This window comes from Pseudoalteromonas phenolica (assembly GCF_005876835.1).
GTDB classification, from domain to species: domain Bacteria; phylum Pseudomonadota; class Gammaproteobacteria; order Enterobacterales; family Alteromonadaceae; genus Pseudoalteromonas; species Pseudoalteromonas phenolica_B.
The window spans coordinates 1-22,271 of the sequence record NZ_PPSW01000034.1 but is presented as its reverse complement, the minus strand read 5'-3'; the positions used below and the strand labels follow the sequence as shown (position 1 = coordinate 22,271).

The following is a 22,271-nucleotide window of genomic DNA, read 5'->3' as shown; positions in this document are numbered from 1 at the left end:
AATCGGATATAAAATCAGCGGATAAACGGATTTTTTAAATTTCTGTCATTTTATTTGTTGACACCTTGGCAAGGGGTCATTAATATTTCGCCCCGTTGAGAGACACGCTTCCCCCTTAGCTCAGTTGGTTAGAGCGACGGACTGTTAATCCGCAGGTCCCCCGTTCGAGTCGGGGAGGGGGAGCCAAGTTTCTTGATAATAACGATTCCCCCTTAGCTCAGTTGGTTAGAGCGACGGACTGTTAATCCGCAGGTCCCCCGTTCGAGTCGGGGAGGGGGAGCCAATCGTTATAGTGTAATTCCCCCTTAGCTCAGTTGGTTAGAGCGACGGACTGTTAATCCGCAGGTCCCCCGTTCGAGTCGGGGAGGGGGAGCCAACACTACTATCCTTCTATATTGTTCCCCCTTAGCTCAGTTGGTTAGAGCGACGGACTGTTAATCCGCAGGTCCCCCGTTCGAGTCGGGGAGGGGGAGCCAATATTCAGATTCTCATAGACTTTTCTCACACATTGCACTACCCTACTACAGTTAATTTTTTCCTTTAAAATCGCTGACTCGGCTTAATTAAATAATTAGAAATTTTGCTTACTTTGCGATAATTGTTCCTCAATTTTTATATTAGCCTGACGATAAATAACCTTATTATCTTGGCTATAAGTATGTGCTCAAAAAATTTAGGCTAGCTTAATCGCGACTAGATTATTTGTAGTTTGGAATAAAACTAAAAAGAACTGAAAGACACAATAATGGCAGGCTTTAAAAAACTTATATTTGTGCAGTTGATCTCTTGGCTTCTGTTTTCACTTGTTGGAGTATTTTTCTTTGCGACCAGCTTTGATTCAGCAGTTTCAAAAGCACAGCAAAGTGCACAAGTAATGGTGACTCAGTATATAAAAGAAAAAACCATGGCAGAGGTCACCCCTCAGCATATTCGTCAGGCTCTGGCGAATGGTAATGTATTTTCAACCTTCATTGTTAGAGATTTTAATGGTGACACAGTTTTAAACGTTAATACCCATAGTCCATTACCTTTTATCGCTGAAATTATCGAATCAAATATTAATGCTATTCGCCCGCAATTTGCTGTGAATGTGACCAAAGACATTAAAATTGAATTCATTATTAATGCACAAAGTCAGGCGCAACTTTTACAGCAAGCTGTCATCATGATGTTTCTTATCACCGCCCTACTCGCATTTATTCCTGTCTTCTATATGAAAGCAATTTATAAACGCTTAAATCGCAATGTCAGTATGACTGTGGCTGATGCGGTAGATATGTACATTACTCAAAACCAAGTGACGGACAGCATAGAAAATGACTTTAATGCAGGTAAAGTACAAGCACTAGGTGCTGAGCTTGCGCCATCTTTTAATCGTTTAGCGCATTTCTTAAAGAGTAAACAAGAAGATATTCAAAGTGCCGCACAAAGCATAAAGCAAGAAGCTTATAAGGATGTGGTAACCGGTCTGGGTAACCGCAACATGTTCGTGGAGTATTACGAGCAGCATATTGAATCAAGCAGCAAAAAATCATTTGGTACCCTTGCCATGATCCGTTGTAGTGAACTACAAGTGATCAACCAAACTCGTGGTTACCAAAAAGGCGACGAGTATATTAAATCAGTATCAGAGATTATTACCCATGTTTGTGGTACTTACACAGGCGGACAAACCTTCAGGTTAAACAGCTCTGACTTTGCGGTTATCTTGCCAAACATTCCGGCAAAAGAAGCCGAACATTTCGGTGATACATTACAAGCTAGATTCACTCAATATCAACAAAACCAAGAGCTCAGCTCAGTGGCTAACACAGGTATTGTTCCATACGAAACTGGCAAACCATTGGGTGAGATATTATCTGTGGTCGACAATGCCATGAGCATGGCCCAGAGCAAGCAAGCGAATGCGTGGCACATTCAGCGTGAATCTGATCTTATTAATAATGTTGGTGCAGGTTTTGGTAACCAAAACTGGCGTAAAGTTATCCATGATGTGATCGAAGCAAAACGCGTCAGCTTAATGATGCAAAACATTATGCCGATTGGTAAAAATGTTAAAGCCTATGCCGAAATTCAAGCGCGCTTTAAAACTGAAGATAACCAAATGCTGCCAACGGCGTCTTTCTTGGCGATGGCAGAAAAACTTGAGATGGCCATCGAAATCGATAAATTGATCATAGATACGTCGCTTGAGCTCATAAAAACCCGTAACTTCACTGAAAAGTTCTTTGGTATCAATGTAACCGCGTCAAGCGCCCACTCAGATCAATTTGTGATCTGGTTAGAGCGTCGTCTGTTAAAAGATGCCAATATTGCTTCGAAACTGATTTTTGAAGTGAGCGAGTTTGGTTTACAGCAAAATATAAAAGCCAGTAAACGCTTTATCGATATGGTTCACCGCGTTGGTGCTCGTATCACAGTAGAACGTTTTGGTGTTGGTTTAACCTCATTTAAGTTCTTCAGAGATTTAAAACCTGACTTTATCAAGATGGATGCAAGTTATACCCGTGGTCTTGAGGAAGATAAAAATAACCAATACTTTATGCGTCTGATGGTCGACCTTGCTCACCGTATTGGTGTGAGTGTGTTTGCTGAAGGGGTCGAAAACCAAGAAGAAAAGCACGTCGTCGAAACACTCTGCCTCGACGGTGTTCAGGGTTACTACATAGAGAAACCCAAAGAAATATAAGGTTATTAAACCTTACTAAAAACAGGCCCTTTCAGGGCCTTTTTTTATTTCGCTGCGTATATCCGTAAATCTTTACAAAAATACCCTTTTATCAAAACAATTCTGCCGTTTTTGTTGTGATATTCAGCGCCAAACTTGGTAAAATTAACAATCGCTAGGCACTCAATAAAAAGGCGTCAACGTTAGGGGCTATAATGACTGAATATATTCTGTTGCTGATCGGCACAGTATTAGTAAACAATTTCGTGTTAGTACAATTCTTAGGCTTATGCCCTTTCATGGGCGTATCAGGTAAGTTAGACACTGCCGTTGGTATGTCAATGGCCACTACTTTTGTACTCACGCTAGCCTCAGTAACGAGTTACCTTGTTAACGAGTATATATTGCAACCTCTCGAATTAGAGTTCTTACGCACCATGAGCTTCATACTCGTTATTGCTGTGGTGGTGCAATTTACCGAAATGGTGGTGAAGAAAACCAGCCCTACCCTATACCGTTTACTGGGTATTTTCTTACCGCTTATCACAACTAACTGTGCGGTATTAGGTGTTGCCCTGCTAAACATTAAAAATGAGCATACCTTTATGAGCTCAGCCGTATTTGGTTTTGGTGCTGCAGTTGGTTTTTCTATGGTGCTGGTCTTATTTGCCGCACTGCGTGAACGTCTTGCAGTTGCAGATGTACCAACACCGTTCAAAGGTGCGTCAATCGCCATGATCACCGCTGGCTTAATGTCTCTTGCCTTTATGGGCTTTTCTGGATTAGTGAAGTTTTAACCATGACCTTGTTTTATGCACTCATTGCGCTAGGTTCACTGGCGCTGATTTTTGGCCTTATTTTAGGTTATGCCGCGGTAAAATATCGCGTTGAAAGTAGCCCTGTTGTCGACCAAGTCGATGCCATTTTACCGCAAACACAATGTGGCCAATGTGGTTACCCGGGTTGTCGCCCTTACGCCGAAGCCATTGCTAATGGCGACGAAATTAATAAATGCCCACCGGGTGGTGATGCCACAATTAAAAAATTAGCTGATTTGATGGGCGTTGAGCCTAAACCTTTGGCTGGCGGTGAAGAAGCTGAGCCAGTTAAAACTGTGGCATATATTCGTGAAGACGAATGTATCGGCTGTACTAAATGCATTCAAGCTTGCCCGGTTGACGCCATTGTTGGTGCAACTAGACAAATGCATACCGTATTAAAAGATGAATGTACCGGTTGTGACTTATGTGTTGAGCCTTGCCCGGTTGATTGTATTGATATGATCCCTGTTGCTGAAACTAAGCAAACATGGAAATGGCAGTTAAACGCCATTAACGTCACTCAGATTGATTAGAGGTTGCCGTGGAATCGTTATTTGAACAAATAGAACGTGGAACGCTATGGCAATTTCCTGGCGGTATTCACCCACCAGAACAAAAAACATTGTCGAACCAAGCTCCTATTCGCCAACTTCCTTTACCTGATAAATTGGTTATTCCATTAAAACAGCATATTGGTGCCAATGGTCAACTGCTTGTCCATGTGGGCGATCATGTTTTAAAAGGTCAAGCACTGACAAAACCCGCTGGAAATTGGTCTTTACCTATCCATGCCGCGACTTCAGGCGTCATCACCGCCATTGAACATAGACCATCGGCACACCCGTCAGCTTTACCAGAGCCGAGCATCGTGCTTGAACCTGATGGTCAAGACACTTGGTGTGCGCTCGAACCTCTTGCTCAATACAAAGATATTTCAAAACAGCAACTGGTCGATAAAATTCATGATGCAGGCATTGCTGGTATGGGTGGTGCAGGCTTCCCAACCTATGTGAAAGCCAGCAGCCAAGCAGAGATTGACTTTTTTGTTGTCAATGGCGTTGAATGTGAACCTTATATCACTGCCGATGACATGTTAATGCGTGAACATGCCGAGCAAATCGTGCAAGGCATCGAGATCATGCAACACCTACTTGCTCCAAAATATGTTTTAGTTGGTATTGAAGATAATAAACCTGAGGCCATTGCTGCGATGCAGAAAGCCTCAGCACATAACGATAAAATCTTCGTTCGCTCAGTGCCAACCAAATACCCTTCTGGCGGTGAAAAACAACTGATCAAAGTACTGACTTCTCGCGAAGTGCCCAGTGCGGGCATTCCTGCAGATATTGGCGTATTAGTGCAAAACGTCGGTACTTTATTTGCGATAAGCGACGCTGTGCTTCGTGGCAAACCGCTCATTGAGCGTGTTGTTACTGTAACCGGTAACACCATCAAACAATCACAAAATGTTTGGGCACTGATGGGCACTGAGATTAAGCACCTACTCGATAGCCAAAAGTTTGAACCCGTTACTGCACAGCGTGTCATCATGGGTGGGCCAATGATGGGCTTCACCCTGCCAACAGTGCGTATTCCTGTGGTCAAAACCACAAACTGTATTTTGGCACCTGACAACCAAGAGCTGGCCGAGCCAAACGATGAAAAAGCTTGTATTCGCTGTAGTGCGTGTGCCGATGCTTGCCCGCAAACTTTGCTACCACAACAATTACAATGGTTTGCTAAGGGCAAAGAGTACCAAAAGCTTGAAGAATACAACCTGTTTGATTGTATTGAATGTGGTGCGTGTTCGTACGTGTGCCCGAGTGAAATTCCACTGGTGCAATATTACCGCGTTGCTAAAGCTGAGATCCGAGAACAAAAACTAGAGCAAATCAAAGCTGAGCGAGCAAAAGAGCGTTTCGAAGCCCGTAAAGAACGTTTAGAGCGAGAACAAGAAGAACGTCAAAACCGTCATAAACGTTCAGCTAGCCGTTCTACTCAATCTACACAAAGTAAAGAAAAAGTGGCTGAAGCACTTGAGCGTGTTAAGAACAAGAAGACACCAGAAAAGTCAGCAGTTGAAGCTGCAATTGCCCGCGCTAAAGCGAAAAAAGCAGCTGATGGTTCACTCGAGCCAGATAATAGTGCTGTTGCATTAGAGCGCGCTAAGCGTAAAGAGCAAGCTCGCCAATACAAGGCTGAGAAAGCCACAGATGACAGTGCCGATAAGCCTAAAGATAATAAGGCTGCTGTTGCCGCTGCCATTGCACGTGCGAAAGCGAAAAAGGCCGCGCAGCAATCTGATACAGATGATGTAAATACAGAAAAACAAGCAACTCAGACGGATGCATCGACCGATCCGCGTAAAGCCGCGGTTGCCGCCGCCATCGCTCGTGCAAAAGCAAAGAAAGCGGCACAAAATGCTGATCAAGATGAAGCGCCAACTGAAACTGAAAGCATAGAAGATCCGCGTAAAGCAGCTGTTGCTGCCGCCATTACCCGTGCAAAAGCAAAGAAAGCAGCTAAAGAGACTGAGCAAAGCGATAGCTCAGTATCTGATAGCGAGCCGGAAGATCCTCGCAAAGCTGCTGTTGCAGCTGCTATCGCCCGTGCAAAAGCGAAAAAAGCAGCGAAAGAAGCTGAGCAAAGCGATGAAGCTGTAGCTGATAGCGAGCCGGAAGATCCGCGCAAAGCTGCTGTTGCAGCTGCTATCGCCCGTGCAAAAGCGAAAAAAGCAGCGAAAGAAGCTGAGCAAAGCGATGAAGCTGTAGCTGATAGCGAGCCGGAAGATCCGCGCAAAGCTGCTGTTGCAGCCGCCATCGCTAGAGCAAAAGCGAAAAAAGCAGCGAAAGAAGCTGAGCAAAGCGATGAGACTGTAGCTGATAGCGAACCGGAAGATCCTCGTAAAGCCGCGGTTGCCGCCGCCATCGCCCGTGCTAAGGCGAAAAAAGCAGCCAAAGAGGCAGAGCTTGCGGCTAGCGAAGACAATGCCGAAGCTGATATTCAAACTGAGATAGCACAACAAAGCAGCGAGCCAGAAGATCCACGTAAAGCGGCTGTTGCAGCTGCTATTGCACGTGCTAAAGCGAAAAAAGCAGCCAAAGAGGCAGAGCTTGCGGCTAGCGAAGACAATGCCGAAGCTGATATTCAAACTGAGCAAGCCAAACAAAGCAGCGAGCCAGAAGATCCGCGTAAGGCAGCCGTTGCAGCCGCCATTGCCCGAGCAAAAGCAAAAAAAGCAGCTAAAGAGGCTGAGCTTGCGGCTAGCGAAGACAATGCCGAAGCTGATATTCAAATTGAGCAAGCCAAAGAAGATCCGCGTAAGGCAGCTGTTGCAGCCGCCATTGCCCGAGCAAAAGCAAAGAAAGCAGCTAAAGAAGCACAATTAAAGCAAGAATCAGAAGAAGGAAATGAACCGTCATGAAATTAACCATGGCTTCATCGCCCCACAATCATAGCCATAAAGCACTGAATAAATTAATGATGACAGTGATCGCTGCGTGTGTACCCGGGCTCATCGCTCAGTGCTACTTTTTTGGCTCAGCTGTTTTAATTCAAATACTCATCGCACTCATTTCTGTCAGTGCTTTTGAAGCAGCTATCATGAAGTTCCGTAATAAAGCAATTTGGCCATCATTAAGTGATGGCTCTGCTTGGCTAACTGGTGTGCTGCTGGCAATCAGTATCCCGCCTCTCGCACCTTGGTGGGTCATCGTCATCGGCTGCCTGTTTGCCATTGTGATCGTGAAACAGCTTTATGGTGGTTTAGGCTTTAATTTATTCAACCCGGCTATGGCAGGTTATGTCTTACTGCTTATTTCATTCCCGGTGCAAATGACAGCTTGGTCGCCAGTGTCTGAACTGTTAGTGACACCTGTAAGTTTTATCGATCAACTTGCTTTAATCTTCACGCAAACCACAACGTCAGGTTTAACCCTAGAGCAAGTCAGAGCGGGTGTTGATGGTATTACTATGGCAACACCACTCGATACAGTCAAAACAGCTGTTTCTCAGGACTATACAGTCACAGAAGCGATGCAAAGTGCTGTGTTTGCCGATTACGCTGGTAAAGGCTGGATGTGGGTTAACCTAGCTTATCTGGCCGGTGGTATTTTCTTACTTTGGCGCGGCATTATTAACTGGCATATCCCAGTCGCCTTCATTTTTGCATTGGCATTTTGTAGTGCAGTGGGTTATATCATTGCCCCAGGTAGCCACGCAGGCCTTGTTTTTCACCTACTCAGTGGTGCAACTATGTTAGGGGCATTCTTCATTGCCACCGATCCGGTTTCTGCTTGTACCACAGATAGAGGCCGATTAATTTTTGGTGCAGCCATTGGCGTATTGGTTTATATCATCCGTACCTACGGTGGCTATCCAGATGCTGTGGCCTTCTCTGTGTTACTCATGAATATGGCAGTACCATTGATTGATCACTACAGTCGCCCGCGCACATTTGGTCATGGAGGTGCACAATGATAGCCAAGTCTATGTATAAAAATGGCGCAATATTGTGTGCTTTTGCATTGGCAACCACGGGCAGTGTAGCTGTGGTTCAGAGCCTGACTGAAACACGGATCGCAGAGCAAGAAAAAGCACAACTGATGTCTTTGCTGTCCCAAGTTATTCCAAGTGAGCGTTACGACAACCAACTCTATCTTGACTGCGTAGAAAGTGACGCGCCAGAGCTTGGCCCTACTGGCCCGCACATTATCTATCGTGCCAGATTAAACGGTGAGCCCGCGGCTTTGCTTGTTCGTCACATCACTCCAAAAGGTTATAGCGGTAATATCGATATCTTAACTGCAGTTACAAAGCGTGGCGAAATCACCGGTGTACGTGTTACCCGTCATGAAGAAACACCCGGCCTGGGTGATAAGGTAGAGCTTTCTAGATCTGATTGGATCACCACATTTAATGGCATGCAAATCAATAGTGCAAATGATGGCCGTTTCGCAGTTAAAAAAGATGGCGGCGAGTTTGACCAATTTACTGGCGCGACCATCACGCCTAGAGCAGTGACTGGCTCAGTGGGAGAAGCCGCTTGGTACGCAACAACGCACTTTGATGCTTTATTTGCCAAAGACAACCTGTGCGCAGGAGAAACACAATGAGCGAATATAAAACCCTCATAAAAGACGGCATGTGGGCCAACAACCCAGCTATTGTTCAGCTACTTGGTTTATGCCCACTACTTGCTGTAACTAGCACCATTACCAATGCTATGGGCTTGGGGATCGCAACCCTACTGGTACTGGTTGGCTCGAATGTCACTGTGTCATTGGTACGTAATTTTGTACCAAAAGACATTCGCATTCCTGTATTTGTCATGATAATTGCCGCGTTTGTAACCATAGTGCAGCTATTAATGAACGCTTATACCTTCGGTTTATATCAAGCACTGGGGATCTTCATTCCATTAATCGTAACCAACTGTGCCATTATTGGTCGTGCTGAAGCCTACGCTTCTAAAAATACCCCGCTATTATCTGCATTCGATGGCATTATGATGGGCCTAGGGTTTATGGTGGTGCTGGTGCTATTAGGTGCAATGCGAGAGTTAATTGGCCAAGGTACCTTGTTTGATGGTGCAAACTTACTATTAGGCGATTGGGCGACAGTTCTGCGTATTGAAGTTTTTCAATTTGATAACCAATTCTTAGTGGCTATTTTACCTCCGGGTGCTTTCTTAGGTTTGGGTTTATTAATTGCCGCTAAAAATGTGATTGATGCGCAAATTAAAGCGAAAGCACAGCCTACGCAAGAAGCCGAAAAAGCGCCGAGAGCACGTGTTACTAGCTTAACTTAAACGGGTTACGAACAATGAACAAAACCAAAAGACTCGAGATCTTAACCCGTTTACGTGATGACAATCCAAATCCAGAAACGGAATTGGATTTCACCACCCCATTTGAGTTGCTTGTTGCCGTCACCTTGTCAGCACAAGCCACCGATGTGAGTGTAAATAAAGCGACGGCAAAACTATTTCCAAAAGCAAACACCCCACAAGGTATTTTGGATATTGGCTTAGAATCACTTAGAGATCACATAAAAACCATTGGTTTATATAACTCTAAAGCCAATAATGTCTATAAGATGTGTCAGATCCTCATAGATAAACACGGTGGTGAAGTACCTGAAAACCGTGAAGCATTAGAAGCCCTACCAGGTGTGGGTCGCAAAACTGCAAATGTAGTTTTAAACTGCGCGTTTGGCTGGCCAACCATTGCTGTCGACACCCATATTTATCGCGTTTCAAATCGCACCAAGTTTGCCATGGGTAAAGACGTGGTTGCCGTTGAAGAAAAGCTTGAAAAAGTCGTACCGAAAGAGTTTAAAGTCGACGTACATCACTGGCTGATTTTACACGGCCGTTATGTCTGTGTTGCCCGTAAACCGAAATGTGGTTCGTGTATTATTGAAGACTTATGTGAGTTTAAAGAGAAGACAGAAATGTAAGTCACACAAATTAATATCTAATTTGAGCTTACTTTACTGCTTATTTCAAACTTATCAGGGAGAGTTATAAAACTCCCCCATCTAAAAAGTACTATTGAAAAATTTAACTTGGCAGCGCTTTTAACTCAGTGTTGCCCTGATTGAATGGATTTAAGCTTGTGCCATAAGTTCGCCTTATCCACTTAGCTTGCTTTTCAACTAATGACGAAATATCAGGGTTTCCCGATAGTGGGTAATCTTCTGGTTTATAACGCCCCAAATTGGGTAGTTTTAACAATAAAAATCTATGTTGCCAATATCGATAATGATGTCTTTCGGTTAACTCTAACCCTTGTTCATAAATAGTTTCGAAATCTAAACTATCAGCTTTTTGTAAAAATCGGGCATAAAAATAAAGAGCTTGCACATAATAAAACTTAATATGACTTAAGTCTGGTAATGCTGATTGGTAATACTGAATTATTTTCTCATTGAGTTCATTATGTTCTAGCTCAGATGAATGCTCATGCTCGCATGAAAAAGCATACATCAACTTTTTTAAACCTCTCGTATAAGGGTTAACGCTAACCAACTTATTTATAGCTTCATAGCTCACATAGGTCTCACGAGATTTAAGATAAGTTAACTGTACCCTATTTCTATGCTCGTTTTCATGTAATTCATCTATGGAATGATTTAGTTGATTTAAATTGATTGCACCATATAAATAATCTTGTGCCTCGTAGTAACTCAAGTCAGTTTTAACAAGGTCCATTAAGGGTTCAACATTCATTGCAACTTGAACATTCGGGTGACCCAAAACGACGTACTGATATGTATTCAATTTTATGTTATGAACAATCCAATCAAGTGCATAACCTTCCATCTCATATAGGTGTGCTGCGATATTGTAAACAATTCTTTCAAGCACTCGACCTCTTTCATACTTTCCTGAAAGAGCCGATAAAGACTCAATTGTAATTAAAGATTTGAATTGCTCATAAACAGCATCAAACTCGCCATTATAATAGCGCGCGTATAGCTTAATGAGCTTCCATACCTGCCTTACCTGAAATTCATTGCTTTTTGTTATAAGCCCTTCAATATTAATTACTTCGCGGGCAGCTAAAAATTCAGAGCCTAGATTTAAATTACTTGAAAATAGACTAATTTTTTTAACCATCTCAAAGTAATCTTCTACTTCATCTTCACTTCTGATTACATTGCTCTTAGTGCCATAAGTGAGCGCGGCTATCAAATTATTAAAAAGAGATGAGAAAATAAGATTCGACTTTTTATTAGTATCACGAAGTTGGTAAATAAACTCCATAAGCTGCTGATTGTATTTAAAAGCTTGTCTGAACAATTCATGCTTGTCGTTTTCGCTCGTATGTTGTTCAAATCGAAAACGAGCAAAACGTTGAATAACCGATTGTAATGAATAAAACTCCCCGTAAGCTTCGACTAATGATTTATTTGTAAGTACAGCTATATCCTTATCACTAATCGGCTTTTTTAATTTATTTGCCTCCTCGTTTCTATCCTTACTCTTACTTTCTGTTATTAAACGTTTAAAAGTATCGAGGTCTATTCCATCTGGAAATAACGAGAAAGATTCCAATGTACGTTTCTGATGTTCCTCCAATGAACCGTAAGAATAAAGAATAGAAACATAAAGAGACTCTTGACGATTAATATTCAAATCAACTTCATCGTCAAACATTAAAGTTAGGTCTTCTTCTTTAACCTTATCAAAAAAGTCTTCTTCTAACTCTTGCTTTAACTCTTTTAAGCTTTTACCCGCAGGCATACCATCACAAATTAACTTAATGGCTAACGGGTTATTATTTAGTAGTGGTTCTAGAATTTTTCTGCGCGCAAACTCTTGATCTTTATCACTGCGATAACCGTTTTTAGTTAGGCGATTAAATAATGCTAATGCTTCTTCAGATTCCATTTGCCTAAATGGCAACACATCTTCCCACTCTGTATTAATGCTTTCTCTTGTGGTCACCAACACATTTGCGTACATTAGTGTTTGTGATAACAAAAACCTAACTTGTTCTACCTCTTGCTTGTTTTGGCTTTTATCCGATGGCTTTAAATACAATAAACTTTCTAAGTTATCAAAAATCAGTAAACGCTCTCGCTGATCATGATGTTTTGCTAAGTGGTCAAATAAATCATCAGCAGCACGTAAGTTAAAGGCACTGCCGATGTGTATTTCAAGCTGATTACTACTTGAGATATGTTCACAATCAATAAAATTAACACCTGCAGCAAAATGCCCGCGATTCGCTAATTCCAATGCCACTTTTTTAGCTATCGTGGTTTTGCCTAAGCCACCACTGCCTTTAATTGTTAATAACCTTTGCTTGCTGGCTGCTTTAGCAAGCTTTTGGCTGATATCCGCTAAATCAGATAAACGCCCAGTAAAACCTTGCAATTCACTTGCATTAATATCTCTAGGCAATAATGGTTGATACTTATGCCAATACTGTCGGTTTTCTGGTTTCAGAGATTCTAATAACTCACCGCTAATTTGCACAGATTGAACATCACTTTTATCAATGAAGTGTTTAACATCCGGCTTTTTAAATAGCTGATGCGCTAATTTATCAAGAGGTTTAAGAGCTTTGCCTTGTTGGTTTAGCAGAGGTAAAACCAGTAATGGAAACTTAACTTGACCTAGTTCCTGCTCATTCAATAGCTTATCTGTGATCAACACTGTTAATTTAGTATTAATTGGTAAGCTACTTTCTAGTTCATCAATTGCTAAGTAATCACTACAAGCGTTGTCGTTTTCAATCAACAACCCACTACTCGTTGTTTTGGCTAATAAAAATAAAATAGAATAATCATCAGCCTCCATTAAGTTACTTTCATTAAAAGCTTGTTGCGAAATAGGATATTTAAACTTTTTAAGTTTTGCGATGATATCCGAATCATCTATTGGTTTATCTAAAGGTGATGCTGTAAATAGACCAATTTTATCGTGCTTATTTGGTTCTTCGTTAAGTGGTTGAATTGCTTCTTCTGGTTGCTGCTCTTGTTGATTTTTGCATTCAACCAATTGATGCACAGCGTCTATTAACGGTTGGCCAAAGTCACTAAAAGTAATTGTATCAACTGGGATACCTGTCAATTTAGCATCAATTGCATGCTTATCACTTTCTTTTACCAGCGCATAATGTGGACCAGTATTTCCATCAAACAATTCATTTTGTTTTGCAATTTCAGCTAGCAACTCCGCATCATCAAGTGAACAACCAATAAAAAGAATAATCTTGTTGCTTAACAGCTCTTTGAACTTGGTAAGCGCAGCCAGATAGTGTTCTTCAGCATCTTCTTGGTATAACCGTTTATATGATTCTGGAGTAAGAACCATATGCTTAGGATTTTCGATTTTACCATGCAAATGCCAAAGCATTTCTTTGCTATTCACTCTGGTAAACCCAGCTAACTGGCCATGGTTAGCATTATCAAAAACACATAAATTGGCAGGCTCTTCATGAGCCCATTCTAGAACTTTATCGTAGTTTAAAGTAACAACTCTGTTACTTAATTGCCAAATGGCCTTAGGTAAAGCTTTGCAACTATCATCTAATTGTTTGAAATCAACATCAAACTGAGAATTTAGAAATTCCACCCAACGACGGTCGGATAACTGTTTTTGAGCAACTTTAGCCGCGTCTTGATACATACCAGTTTCGACTTGCAAATCGACCATTTTAGAATACGCATCTAGATTTTCTTCTTTTAACTTATCAGCAGCCCTTTTGAGTAGCTCAGGCCATGATGGAAAGACCCTATCTCCATTATTCTTATTGATGGACATAGAAACACCAGCACCAATTAAAGGAATAACGTCATTGCTAGCTAAGTCTTCTTTTAAGGATTGGGGAATTAAAAGTTCTGCCATGAAAAAATCCATATTATCTTATTGCGTTAGGCACTATGCCACTGAAAAGCAAAGAAATTCAAGTTTTATAATACTATCAACCTGACAACTACCTTGCTTATCTTTCGGCTGGCCAACCATTGCTGTCGACACCCATATATATCGCGTTTCAAATCGCACCAAGTTTGCCATGGGCAAAGACGTGGTTGCCGTTGAAGAAAAGCTTGAAAAAGTGGTACCAAAAGAGTTTAAAGTCGACGTACATCACTGGCTGATTTTACACGGCCGTTATGTCTGTGTTGCCCGTAAACCAAAGTGCGGCTCATGTATTATTGAAGATTTGTGTGAGTTTAAAGAAAAAACAGATTAGATGAGTAGAGCCATGGAGTTTGGCTCTACTCAAGAAAATGTTATAAAGGCGCACACGACTTTTAATGATAAGTTCTATGTATATCCCCTGAGCGACTTACCTTATCACTTATCATTACCTTACCTTGCTTCACGTCATAACTTGAAAAGGCATTAACCTTCATTTTTGTTAAACTTTTCTCACTATTAATAGACACTTTATGTAAGTATTCACTCTCACCTTCTGCATTCATATAATAAAGGTGTTGGTTATCTATTTTGGCCCAGTAGAACTCATTAGGTAAAGTCAAAGGGGTCGGCTCAATTTGATGGCCATCACTAGCGGTATTTAAGCTCACTTGATACAAGCGGTGACTCCCTCTCTCAATGAGGTAAACATTTCCCTTTTGCGAATTATCAGATAACCCATAAGCCCACTCCCCTTGCGGTAAAGAGATACGCTCTCCTGCTAGATTGCGAATATGCAGATTAGGTTTGGCATGTTTAACCGCCGTAATTGCAACCATATTATTTGAAAGCCAATCTACGGCGATCACAGGTACATCACTGGTAAAAATAGCTGTTTCTTCCGAAAGAACATCGAGCGGTTGTTGAGACTTCAGCCTATGGAGTGGGAGCGCGAAGACATCGTTGTCGATGACGAGTAAAACGTGTTTATCATCGGGTGAAATCGCCATATTACTTAGGGCATAAGATGACCTAAACTGAGTTAATATCTTTGATTGTGCTCGATGACTGTCTGCAAAGTAGATCTGCATTTCACCACTGCGATTTGAAGTAAATAAGTAATCATCACTTTGATGAAACAAGGCCGGGTATGAATCAAACACAGCCGAATTATGCAGCGAACGTGTTGTATTATCTGATAGTAACCTCAAATTATAGTCATCTTGCTCTGTGCTAAACAGTAGAGAATGCCCATCGGCTATGCGGTTTAATCGCTTAGAAAGCCGCTCTGAAACATTAACCACAACTCGACTGTTGTCACCATCAAAGTCACTTTGCATAATCGTCTGCATAGACGAAGAAGAATAATAAAAGATTTGCTCGGAGTCATGTGCCCAAATTGCTTCATAAACAGGCCTATCAAATTGCTTGCCAGCTGTGACTTGGTGATTTAGCAAGTTGAATGACAAAAGCTGAGTTTTATGGTCACTCCCAGTGCTCATAACCAATAGTTTCTCGCCATCTGGTGACACATCTAAGTGGTGATATCCCCACCCTTTTGGTGCAGGTTGATTCAGTAGAACATGTTCGTTTTTATTAAGGTCATAAGCATATATATGGTTAGGCCAGAAGTTTTCAGGCTGAGCAGTATAATAAATTACGTTTTTCTGAGCGTGATAAGCGATGTCTTTGACTCTTTTATCATGGCAGTTAAATAACATCGTTTCATCAGCGACACTAAAACCCTCACCTTGCTGATAATTCAAGCGGGCTTTATAAACATCACACCGCCCCTGACCTTTGTCTAAATAAATTAAGTCACTACGCGTATCTTGCTCAGTAACAGCAATGATTTCGCTGATAGGATGAGGCAGAGATACTCGATTTACAGACGCGGTATGTATATTTTTAACCCATAGCTCAACATCATCAGACACATTACGTGCTCTTAAATAAAACAAGTGGTTTTGATCAGGGTGCATACGTGGAGAAAATTCTATTCCCTGCTCTCTCGTTAATGCCACTGAATAAGCAAGCTTGTCATTGTCACTTTGCTTAAACACAAACCAAACAGCAGTAAGTAAAAACAAACCCAGAAAGATAACTTGGAGCTGACGATACAGATTAAAGTTAGCCGCTTCATTATCTTGCCTATCATTAACCCTTGATTCTTCATTAACCGGTGAAGGTTTATACTCAGAAATAGTGCAAATAAATCGGTAGCCTCGCTTTGGCACTGTTTGTATATATTTTGGCTGTTTTGGGTCGTCATTAAGGGCTTTACGCAGATTACCAACTAACTTATTAATCGCATTATCTGTCACTAAGGTATTAGCCCATACCGTTTCGAGCAGCGTTTGTCTTGAAATTAACTGTTCTGGATGGGTGAGAAAAAACTCTAAAAGCGCAATGAGTTTGGGCTCGATTTCTACTTGCGTGTTTTGTGTTGTGAGCAAACGTTGCTGCTGACTGTCAAAAATAAAATCGCCAAACTTAAGCATAAACAATTGTAATAAATAGATAAAAATTAATATTTCAGCACTTTATCACAGTATCTAACAGGTACAAAAAACAAACTTCATAACAATCATCGAGCAAAAACTGATTGCCTTGCAACGATTAATCCTCTTTTCATCCCTTTTTTTCCTGCAAATTTCATTACTTTCGATGTTTTTCCGAGCAACTTAAATACCAGTTAATTAGTACAGCTAAAGGAATTAAAATGAAGAAAGTTATCGTCTTTATATTTACTCTATGTTTTATATTTAATTTAAGTGCTTATGCATCCGAACGGGGCACCACGATAGAAGATGGGCTCTATTCCTCTATTTTATCTGAGCAACGCGGGCTATTAATTCACTTACCCAATGCTTATCACCTAAATAAGTCGCAAACTTACCCAGTTTTATATTTGACGGATGGGCTAAGAAACTTTAAACATGCCGCTGGTACTTTAGATCTACTGACTCAGTCTGATCATGCTAAAGAAATGATCATCGTCGCCATTAAGAATACGCATAGAACACGCGATTTCACGCCAACTTACGATGAAAGTTATAGCCAGTGGGGTGTATCTGGTGGGGCTGATAACTTCTTGGACTTTATAGAAAAAGAGCTTATTCCTCATATCAATAAACGCTACCGTAGCAATGGCTTTAAGGTGTTATCAGGCCACTCGCTCGGTGGACTGCTATCAATTTATGCATTACAAACCCGACCTCAGTTATTCCAAGCGCATTTTGCTTTTAGTCCGAGCCTTTGGTGGCACAAAGGGAAAGTGTTAAAACAAGCTCACACTTTTTATAAACAAAAGAAAAACCTAAATAACTATTTATATTTAAACCTCGCTGATGAGACAGGCCATATGTTGAACTCTTTTGAGCAATATCGTGAATTACTAGGTAATCAAACACGTCTAGGCTTTGATTATGATTTAGAGTTTATAAAAGAAGAAAATCACAGTACATCAGCAATGGTGGGACAGAACAGAGCCTATGTTGAGTTGTTTGAACAATTTAAATGCTCACCGGATTTTGCTGCGAAAGGATTAACAGGAATTGATGCTTGCTATGCTCAACTTTCTAAGCAATATGGGGTCAATTTAAAACCTGATTATCTTGCTTACAGATACGCTGCCGAAAAGGCCATTACAGACAAACGCTACACCGATGCCATTGAAATATACACACAACTTATAAGTACTTACCCTACTCGCACTGATGCTTATTTCAGACTCGCCTATTTGTATGAAGGTAAGGGAGAAAACACTCTAGCTATACAGACCTTAGACAAGGCGCTCAAAATAAGCTTGAAAGAAAATGTAGAGAACAACAAAATTAAGACTTTCAGAGCCTATATTATGGCAAAGCTGCCAGAGCAAACGTGCGAAACAGCAAAAATGTATGTAGAAAACGGCAAAACAAAATGCGCTTTGTAGATTAGAGGGAGCTTGCTCCCTCTAATTATTTTCTAAGAGTGATTTACGATATACTGAGGGGCTTTGGCCAACTATTTTTTTAAATGCTGTATTGAATGTCGATTTAGAATTAAAACCAACTTCAAAGGCTATAATTGTGACTTGCTTTGTGGTTTCGATTAGCGCCGTTTTTGCAGCTTCAACCCTGAAACTGTTCACAAACTGAAAGAAATTTGTATTTAAGTGCTGAGATAGAGTTTCTGATATATGATTTTCAGACTCGCTTATTTCTTCTGATAAACGTTTTAAAGAAAGTGACTCATCTAAAAACAGCTGTTCACTTTGCATAGCATGCCTGAGCTTTTGCGTAATATTTTGCATTTTTTCATCACTCAATAAAGCCGTCCGTGTGCCTTGTGCTCTAGGTACGCCTTTGTCGACATGACTGAGTACTTTTTGACTTAATGCTTTTTGTATAAACACAGCTAAAGCAATGACCTCTAAAGTAGGCAGCAATTTTCCTGTACCAAACCAACGCCAACCTAAAGCATTAAGCGTAAATTCTATCGCAAACATGCACCATACAGCTCCCCAAATCACCAATATAGGTTTAAACCAATCTACAGAGCGCTGCTCAATATCAGAAAAACGTTCCATAAGTTGCTGGTTATGTGCTCTATGAAGTTGAAACGCCAGCAATAAAAAGTAAGCGGTATAAATGATAAACAGAGTCGTCACGATTGAGCAGGTTAATATTGAAATTCGCCATAACTCAGGGTCCCGTGTGGCTGGGTTTGCCAAAGCGAGCTTCTCAGCAGGCGTAATCATGAATAAGAATGGCAGCATAACGATGACTACCAGTACAGGGCCCGATAAAGCCATCAGCCAATACTTTTTATCTATTTTCTTATCAGCAGACATCGTCGCATGAGCGTAAAAGAACAGCGCTGGGCCCATTAAGATTCTAAAGGGAAACTGTAACCCTGCTAATTCAGGGGCGTACACATAGGCACCCGAATAAATAAACAGCTCACCGGCTAAGTGGATAACAAGGAGTAGAAGTAAGCCTTTTAAAAATAAATTTTGCCTTTCTTTGCCACGATTGAACAAATCTAACAGGGCAATAAAAGCCATCCCTATCATGCAAGAGTACAAAACTGTCGGAAATACATTAACCATTCACGTATTCAATAAATTATTAAAATAAGCGTTCTAACTATATATCTAACTCTTTCTACAGTCCAACACCTATCCACCTGATACTATTGCTAATTTTATTTTATATCTCGAAATTTTTATATCTTTTTAAGTAAAAATAACCCGTTATCAAACTATTTCTCACTCAAAAAGAATGCATTAATTTCTATTATTTCGTTCAAATAGGCCCATCAAGACGCACAACTTTTACTTTTTCGGCAATCTTATTCGCATCAAAAATAACTAATTAGAGCGACCTATGAAAATCTTTGAATGGCATGATAAAAGACAGCATTTATTATCCTTGTTATGGATATTTATCACCGTCAATTACATTTACTGTGATGTTTTCACTCTACATCTTGCACCTTACTTGGAAGCTTTTTTAGCTGGGCAGGTTGGCAGTATAAGCATAACAGAAGAGTTCTTATTGATATTTGCCTTCATTATGCAAATTCCCATGATCATGATTCTACTATCAAGGATGCTGGCTTTTACGTTAAATAAATACGCCAACCTTCTTGCCGGAATAATTACAACATCAATACAAGCTTTTACCGTCACCATGGGTGGCAGTCTTCATTACCTATTTTTTAGTTTCTTTGAGATCTGTGCTGGGATTTTCATTATCTATCTCGCTGCAACTTGGAAGAAAAACGAACTTGCCTCTTTAAAAAGGAACGCAGAATGAATACACAATATAAAAATCAGCAATTTTACGCCCGAGTAGCAGGCCTTTCGTACATTGTTTTTACCCTTGCCGGTATTTTGGATAACTTTATTTTAAGCTCGACCCTCGCCTCTAGTGAACAATTCTTAAGCCATGGCGTTTTTGCCAACGAGCAACAATTTCGCTGGGGTATATTCTCAGAAATAGTGATGTTTGCAGCTGTAACAACCGCCTCTATGGGTTTTTACCTTGCTTTAAAGCCCATCAATAAATCACTTATGCAAACTGCACTTTGTTTCCGGTTAGTTGAAATCATCATAGGTAGTTTTGTCGTCACAGTGAGTATGTCTATGTTGGCTCTGTCTAATAAAGCTTATTTACTGAATGTATTTGACGCCGAACAAATACGTCATATCATCGTCATTGCTTCAAGCTTTAGACAACCTGCGAGTGAATATAGTTGGATATTTATGGGCGTGGCCGGGATCATAACCTTCTATCTATTTTTTAAAACCAGTTACATCCCCAAAGCTTGGTCAGTGTGGGGCATGATCACTTACAGCAGTTTAATCATTTACCCTGTTGCCAAGCTATTGATTGCCAACTTGCCAAGAGAGGCAATGTTTGTGATGTTTCCAGGTGCATTATTTGAGCTAGGTGTTGGTTGTTGGCTACTTGTAAAGGGGTTAGACTTTTCAGCCTATAAACCTGAGCTACCTGCCAAAAGTGAGTCGTCAATTTCTGCAGAGGCATAAATAGAGGAATACAAAGAGAGGCTGATTAAAGCTGGCTCAGCCTCTTCATTAAGGTGAGTTATCGTATAAATTTATTGATAAACTGATCAACCAACGCAGATTGTGCATTGAGAGATTCTTGGGTCTTAGACATAGTAGAGATGGTTTTATCCGAACTCTGCATCGAATCATTGGCTAATTGCGAGATATGTACGGCGTTGTTATTAAGCTCATTTGATACGCCTGACATCTGCTCGGTGGCCGTAGCTATTTGATAGCTTAAGCCAGAAATATCATTCACGATGGCATTAATACTTTCTAAGCTTGCTTGCGTACCTTCAGCTTGAGAAACGCATTCAGTCGATTTATTCACGCCATTTTGGATAGCTTGTACAGCTTGCTCTGCACGTCCTCTTAAGTTTGCAATAATAGTATCGATTTCTTTGGTAGATTCTTGAGTACGTTGAGCAAGCGCTCTTACTTCGTCAGCTACCACTGCAAACCCTCTTCCTTGCTCGCCAGCACGAGCAGCTTCGATCGCGGCATTAAGTGCCAATAGATTGGTTTGCTCTGAAATACCTCTGATCACATCCACTACACTGCCTATATTTACAGTTTGCGCATTTAATTCTTCAATATCAGTTTGCGTTTGTGACAACTCCTCAGCCAACGCATAGTTATTTTGCATATTTTCATTAACCGCTTCGTTGCCTATTTTTACTGACTCTAAAGCAGCTTCAGAGCGCTCTGCAGCATTGTTAGTATTGCTTGCAACTTCTGAGATTGTCGCGGTCATTTCATTGATTGCAGTTGCAAGGGCATCTGTCTGTGCTTGTTGACTATTTAATAATTCAGCACTGTGATTGCATTCATTCACCGTCTCATTGGCTTGTTCGGTTACCGTTGCACTGGCGTCTTTGACTCGACCTAACACCGCTCTCAGCTCTGACTCTCTTGCAATTAATGCCAGCTCAATTGCAGCAATATCGTTTACTTTACCTAAATAAATCTTTTGCATTAACGGATTATCATAAACTTGTTTCGCTTTTTCACTAAGCGCTCTTATTGGTGCTAATTGCCTATGTGTAAAAACTAAAATAGCGACTAAAAGTACTGTCTCTAAAATATAGTTCCAAGGCGTAGGTAATGAAGTAAACATCATGGTCAGTAAATAAAATGCAACTATGATTGCCATCATTTGGGCGGGTAATGACCAAGATGCTGCTGTGAGTTTTTCTGCAGAACTACCAGAATTAAGCTTTTGATAAATTTTCTCAGCACGATTAACAACAGCTCTATCTGGTTTGGTTCTCACCGATTGATACTCAACGATTTTACCTGAGGTATCTTTTATTGGTGTAACAAAGGCATTCACCCAGTAGTGATCACCATTTTTACAGCGGTTTTTAACCATTCCCATCCAAGATTGCCCACTACTAATATAATCCCAAAGATTTTTAAAAGCAGCTTTTGGCATGCTCGGGTGGCGAACAATATTATGCGGTTTATTTTCTAGTTCGTGCAGCTCAAATCCAGCGACTTCGCAAAACTGCTTATTCGCATATTTAATTTGGCCTTTGGTATTGGTTGTAGATAACAGATTGTAATGATTGGGGTAATCATACTCTCTGTTGGTCACTTGATTTCTTCCTTTAGTCATCATCGTTCACACTTATTAAAAAAGATATGATAGTTTTTTCGTAGAAAATCGCGAAAGCCTTTTCGCTGCAAAAAATTGATCAAGATCAATTTGGGGTACTGAAGTAATAAAATATAGACGATCTAAGAATAGATAGATAATTTATTAAAATTTAATTCAGAGAAAAAAGAGATGATTTAATAGGGGTTTTTTATAAATAAAGTGAGAAGAGTGGCGTCCCCTAGGGGATT

General features: G+C 40.7%; 15 protein-coding genes, 4 tRNA genes and 1 pseudogene. 16 read left to right on the top strand and 4 right to left on the bottom strand.

The window, feature by feature from the left end; genetic code table 11:
- Nucleotides 1-109: 109 nt before the first annotated feature.
- The 12 genes from C1E24_RS18470 to nth all read left to right on the top strand — a co-directional run bounded on the left by C1E24_RS18470 (nt 110) and on the right by nth (nt 9,948).
- Nucleotides 110-186, top strand: a tRNA-Asn gene (locus C1E24_RS18470).
- A gap of 20 nt (nt 187-206) precedes the next feature.
- Nucleotides 207-283 (top strand) — tRNA-Asn (locus tag C1E24_RS18465).
- Nucleotides 284-299: 16 nt separating this feature from the next.
- A tRNA-Asn gene (locus tag C1E24_RS18460) sits at nt 300-376 on the top strand.
- Between the two features lie 23 nt (nt 377-399).
- Nucleotides 400-476: transfer RNA gene (locus C1E24_RS18455), tRNA-Asn, on the top strand.
- A 269-nt stretch (nt 477-745) separates the two neighbouring features.
- Entirely contained in the window at nt 746-2,689 is a 1,944-nt protein-coding gene (locus tag C1E24_RS18450) for an EAL domain-containing protein (protein WP_138484023.1), read from the top strand.
- 194 nt (nt 2,690-2,883) lie between these two features.
- The gene (gene rsxA, locus C1E24_RS18445; RefSeq protein WP_058030771.1) at nt 2,884-3,465 is read left to right on the top strand and encodes an electron transport complex subunit RsxA; all 582 of its coding nucleotides are present in this window, start codon (nt 2,884-2,886) and stop codon (nt 3,463-3,465) included.
- 2 nt (nt 3,466-3,467) lie between these two features.
- A complete protein-coding gene (gene rsxB, locus C1E24_RS18440; protein WP_058030772.1) occupies nt 3,468-4,022 on the top strand; it encodes an electron transport complex subunit RsxB in 555 nt (184 codons plus the stop codon).
- Between the two features lie 8 nt (nt 4,023-4,030).
- Nucleotides 4,031-6,913, top strand: coding sequence for an electron transport complex subunit RsxC (rsxC, locus tag C1E24_RS18435; RefSeq protein WP_138484022.1), 2,883 nt, complete (start codon nt 4,031-4,033; stop codon nt 6,911-6,913).
- Nucleotides 6,910-7,968: an electron transport complex subunit RsxD gene (rsxD, locus tag C1E24_RS18430; protein ID WP_138484020.1), complete on the top strand. Its 1,059-nt coding sequence runs from the start codon at nt 6,910-6,912 to the stop codon at nt 7,966-7,968. The genes rsxC and rsxD overlap by 4 nt, the downstream gene beginning before the upstream one ends.
- Nucleotides 7,965-8,603 (top strand): electron transport complex subunit RsxG, encoded by a 639-nt coding sequence (gene rsxG / locus C1E24_RS18425; RefSeq protein ID WP_138484019.1) that lies wholly within the window; start codon nt 7,965-7,967, stop codon nt 8,601-8,603. The genes rsxD and rsxG overlap by 4 nt, the downstream gene beginning before the upstream one ends.
- Entirely contained in the window at nt 8,600-9,298 is a 699-nt protein-coding gene (locus tag C1E24_RS18420; protein WP_058030776.1) for an electron transport complex subunit E, read from the top strand. The genes rsxG and C1E24_RS18420 overlap by 4 nt, the downstream gene beginning before the upstream one ends.
- 14 nt (nt 9,299-9,312) lie before the next feature.
- Nucleotides 9,313-9,948, top strand: coding sequence for an endonuclease III (nth, locus tag C1E24_RS18415; protein ID WP_138484017.1), 636 nt, complete (start codon nt 9,313-9,315; stop codon nt 9,946-9,948).
- Between the two features lie 103 nt (nt 9,949-10,051).
- Here the strand turns inward: nth and C1E24_RS18410 are convergent, their stop codons facing one another.
- Nucleotides 10,052-13,849 carry an SIR2 family protein gene (locus C1E24_RS18410; protein ID WP_138484015.1) on the bottom strand — a complete coding sequence of 1,266 codons (3,798 nt, stop codon included), beginning with the start codon at nt 13,847-13,849 and terminating at the stop codon, nt 10,052-10,054.
- 100 nt (nt 13,850-13,949) lie between these two features.
- Here C1E24_RS18410 and C1E24_RS18405 point away from each other — a divergent pair.
- A pseudogene (locus C1E24_RS18405) lies at nt 13,950-14,198 on the top strand (endonuclease III); the annotation flags it as partial.
- 61 nt (nt 14,199-14,259) lie between these two features.
- On the opposite strand, the gene C1E24_RS18400 reads toward C1E24_RS18405, so the two are convergent.
- Complete coding sequence (locus C1E24_RS18400; protein WP_138484013.1) at nt 14,260-16,365, bottom strand: winged helix-turn-helix domain-containing protein; 2,106 nt, start codon at nt 16,363-16,365, stop codon at nt 14,260-14,262.
- 221 nt (nt 16,366-16,586) lie between these two features.
- Here C1E24_RS18400 and C1E24_RS18395 point away from each other — a divergent pair, with 221 nt between their 5' ends.
- Nucleotides 16,587-17,801 (top strand): alpha/beta hydrolase-fold protein, encoded by a 1,215-nt coding sequence (locus C1E24_RS18395; protein WP_138484011.1) that lies wholly within the window; start codon nt 16,587-16,589, stop codon nt 17,799-17,801.
- Between the two features lie 21 nt (nt 17,802-17,822).
- Here C1E24_RS18395 and C1E24_RS18390 read toward each other — a convergent pair whose 3' ends face one another.
- Nucleotides 17,823-18,914 (bottom strand): helix-turn-helix domain-containing protein, encoded by a 1,092-nt coding sequence (locus C1E24_RS18390; RefSeq protein ID WP_240722054.1) that lies wholly within the window; start codon nt 18,912-18,914, stop codon nt 17,823-17,825.
- A gap of 322 nt (nt 18,915-19,236) precedes the next feature.
- On the opposite strand from C1E24_RS18390, the gene C1E24_RS18385 reads away from it, so the two are divergent.
- Nucleotides 19,237-19,668 (top strand): DUF6326 family protein, encoded by a 432-nt coding sequence (locus C1E24_RS18385; protein ID WP_206078142.1) that lies wholly within the window; start codon nt 19,237-19,239, stop codon nt 19,666-19,668.
- Nucleotides 19,665-20,402, top strand: coding sequence for a DUF4386 domain-containing protein (locus C1E24_RS18380; RefSeq protein ID WP_138484008.1), 738 nt, complete (start codon nt 19,665-19,667; stop codon nt 20,400-20,402). The genes C1E24_RS18385 and C1E24_RS18380 overlap by 4 nt, the downstream gene beginning before the upstream one ends.
- A 58-nt stretch (nt 20,403-20,460) precedes the next feature.
- On the opposite strand, the gene C1E24_RS18375 is transcribed toward C1E24_RS18380, so the two are convergent.
- Nucleotides 20,461-22,044, bottom strand: a complete 1,584-nt coding sequence (locus C1E24_RS18375) for a methyl-accepting chemotaxis protein (RefSeq protein WP_240722053.1) — start codon at nt 22,042-22,044, stop codon at nt 20,461-20,463.
- Between the last annotated feature and the right edge of the window lie 227 nt (nt 22,045-22,271).

What these genes read in the sequence shown, in the direction of transcription:
- C1E24_RS18390 (WP_240722054.1), bottom strand. Translation starts at nt 18,914, where the DNA reads ATGGCTTTTATTGCCCTGTTAGATTTGTTCAATCGTGGCAAAGAAAGG.
- C1E24_RS18380 (WP_138484008.1), top strand. Translation starts at nt 19,665, where the DNA reads ATGAATACACAATATAAAAATCAGCAATTTTACGCCCGAGTAGCAGGC.
- rsxG (WP_138484019.1), top strand. Translation starts at nt 7,965, where the DNA reads ATGATAGCCAAGTCTATGTATAAAAATGGCGCAATATTGTGTGCTTTT.
- nth (WP_138484017.1), top strand. Translation starts at nt 9,313, where the DNA reads ATGAACAAAACCAAAAGACTCGAGATCTTAACCCGTTTACGTGATGAC.
- C1E24_RS18395 (WP_138484011.1), top strand. Translation starts at nt 16,587, where the DNA reads ATGAAGAAAGTTATCGTCTTTATATTTACTCTATGTTTTATATTTAAT.
- C1E24_RS18420 (WP_058030776.1), top strand. Translation starts at nt 8,600, where the DNA reads ATGAGCGAATATAAAACCCTCATAAAAGACGGCATGTGGGCCAACAAC.
- C1E24_RS18400 (WP_138484013.1), bottom strand. Translation starts at nt 16,365, where the DNA reads ATGCTTAAGTTTGGCGATTTTATTTTTGACAGTCAGCAGCAACGTTTG.
- C1E24_RS18410 (WP_138484015.1), bottom strand. Translation starts at nt 13,849, where the DNA reads ATGGCAGAACTTTTAATTCCCCAATCCTTAAAAGAAGACTTAGCTAGC.
- rsxA (WP_058030771.1), top strand. Translation starts at nt 2,884, where the DNA reads ATGACTGAATATATTCTGTTGCTGATCGGCACAGTATTAGTAAACAAT.
- C1E24_RS18450 (WP_138484023.1), top strand. Translation starts at nt 746, where the DNA reads ATGGCAGGCTTTAAAAAACTTATATTTGTGCAGTTGATCTCTTGGCTT.
- C1E24_RS18375 (WP_240722053.1), bottom strand. Translation starts at nt 22,044, where the DNA reads ATGATGACTAAAGGAAGAAATCAAGTGACCAACAGAGAGTATGATTAC.
- rsxD (WP_138484020.1), top strand. Translation starts at nt 6,910, where the DNA reads ATGAAATTAACCATGGCTTCATCGCCCCACAATCATAGCCATAAAGCA.
- C1E24_RS18385 (WP_206078142.1), top strand. Translation starts at nt 19,237, where the DNA reads ATGAAAATCTTTGAATGGCATGATAAAAGACAGCATTTATTATCCTTG.
- rsxB (WP_058030772.1), top strand. Translation starts at nt 3,468, where the DNA reads ATGACCTTGTTTTATGCACTCATTGCGCTAGGTTCACTGGCGCTGATT.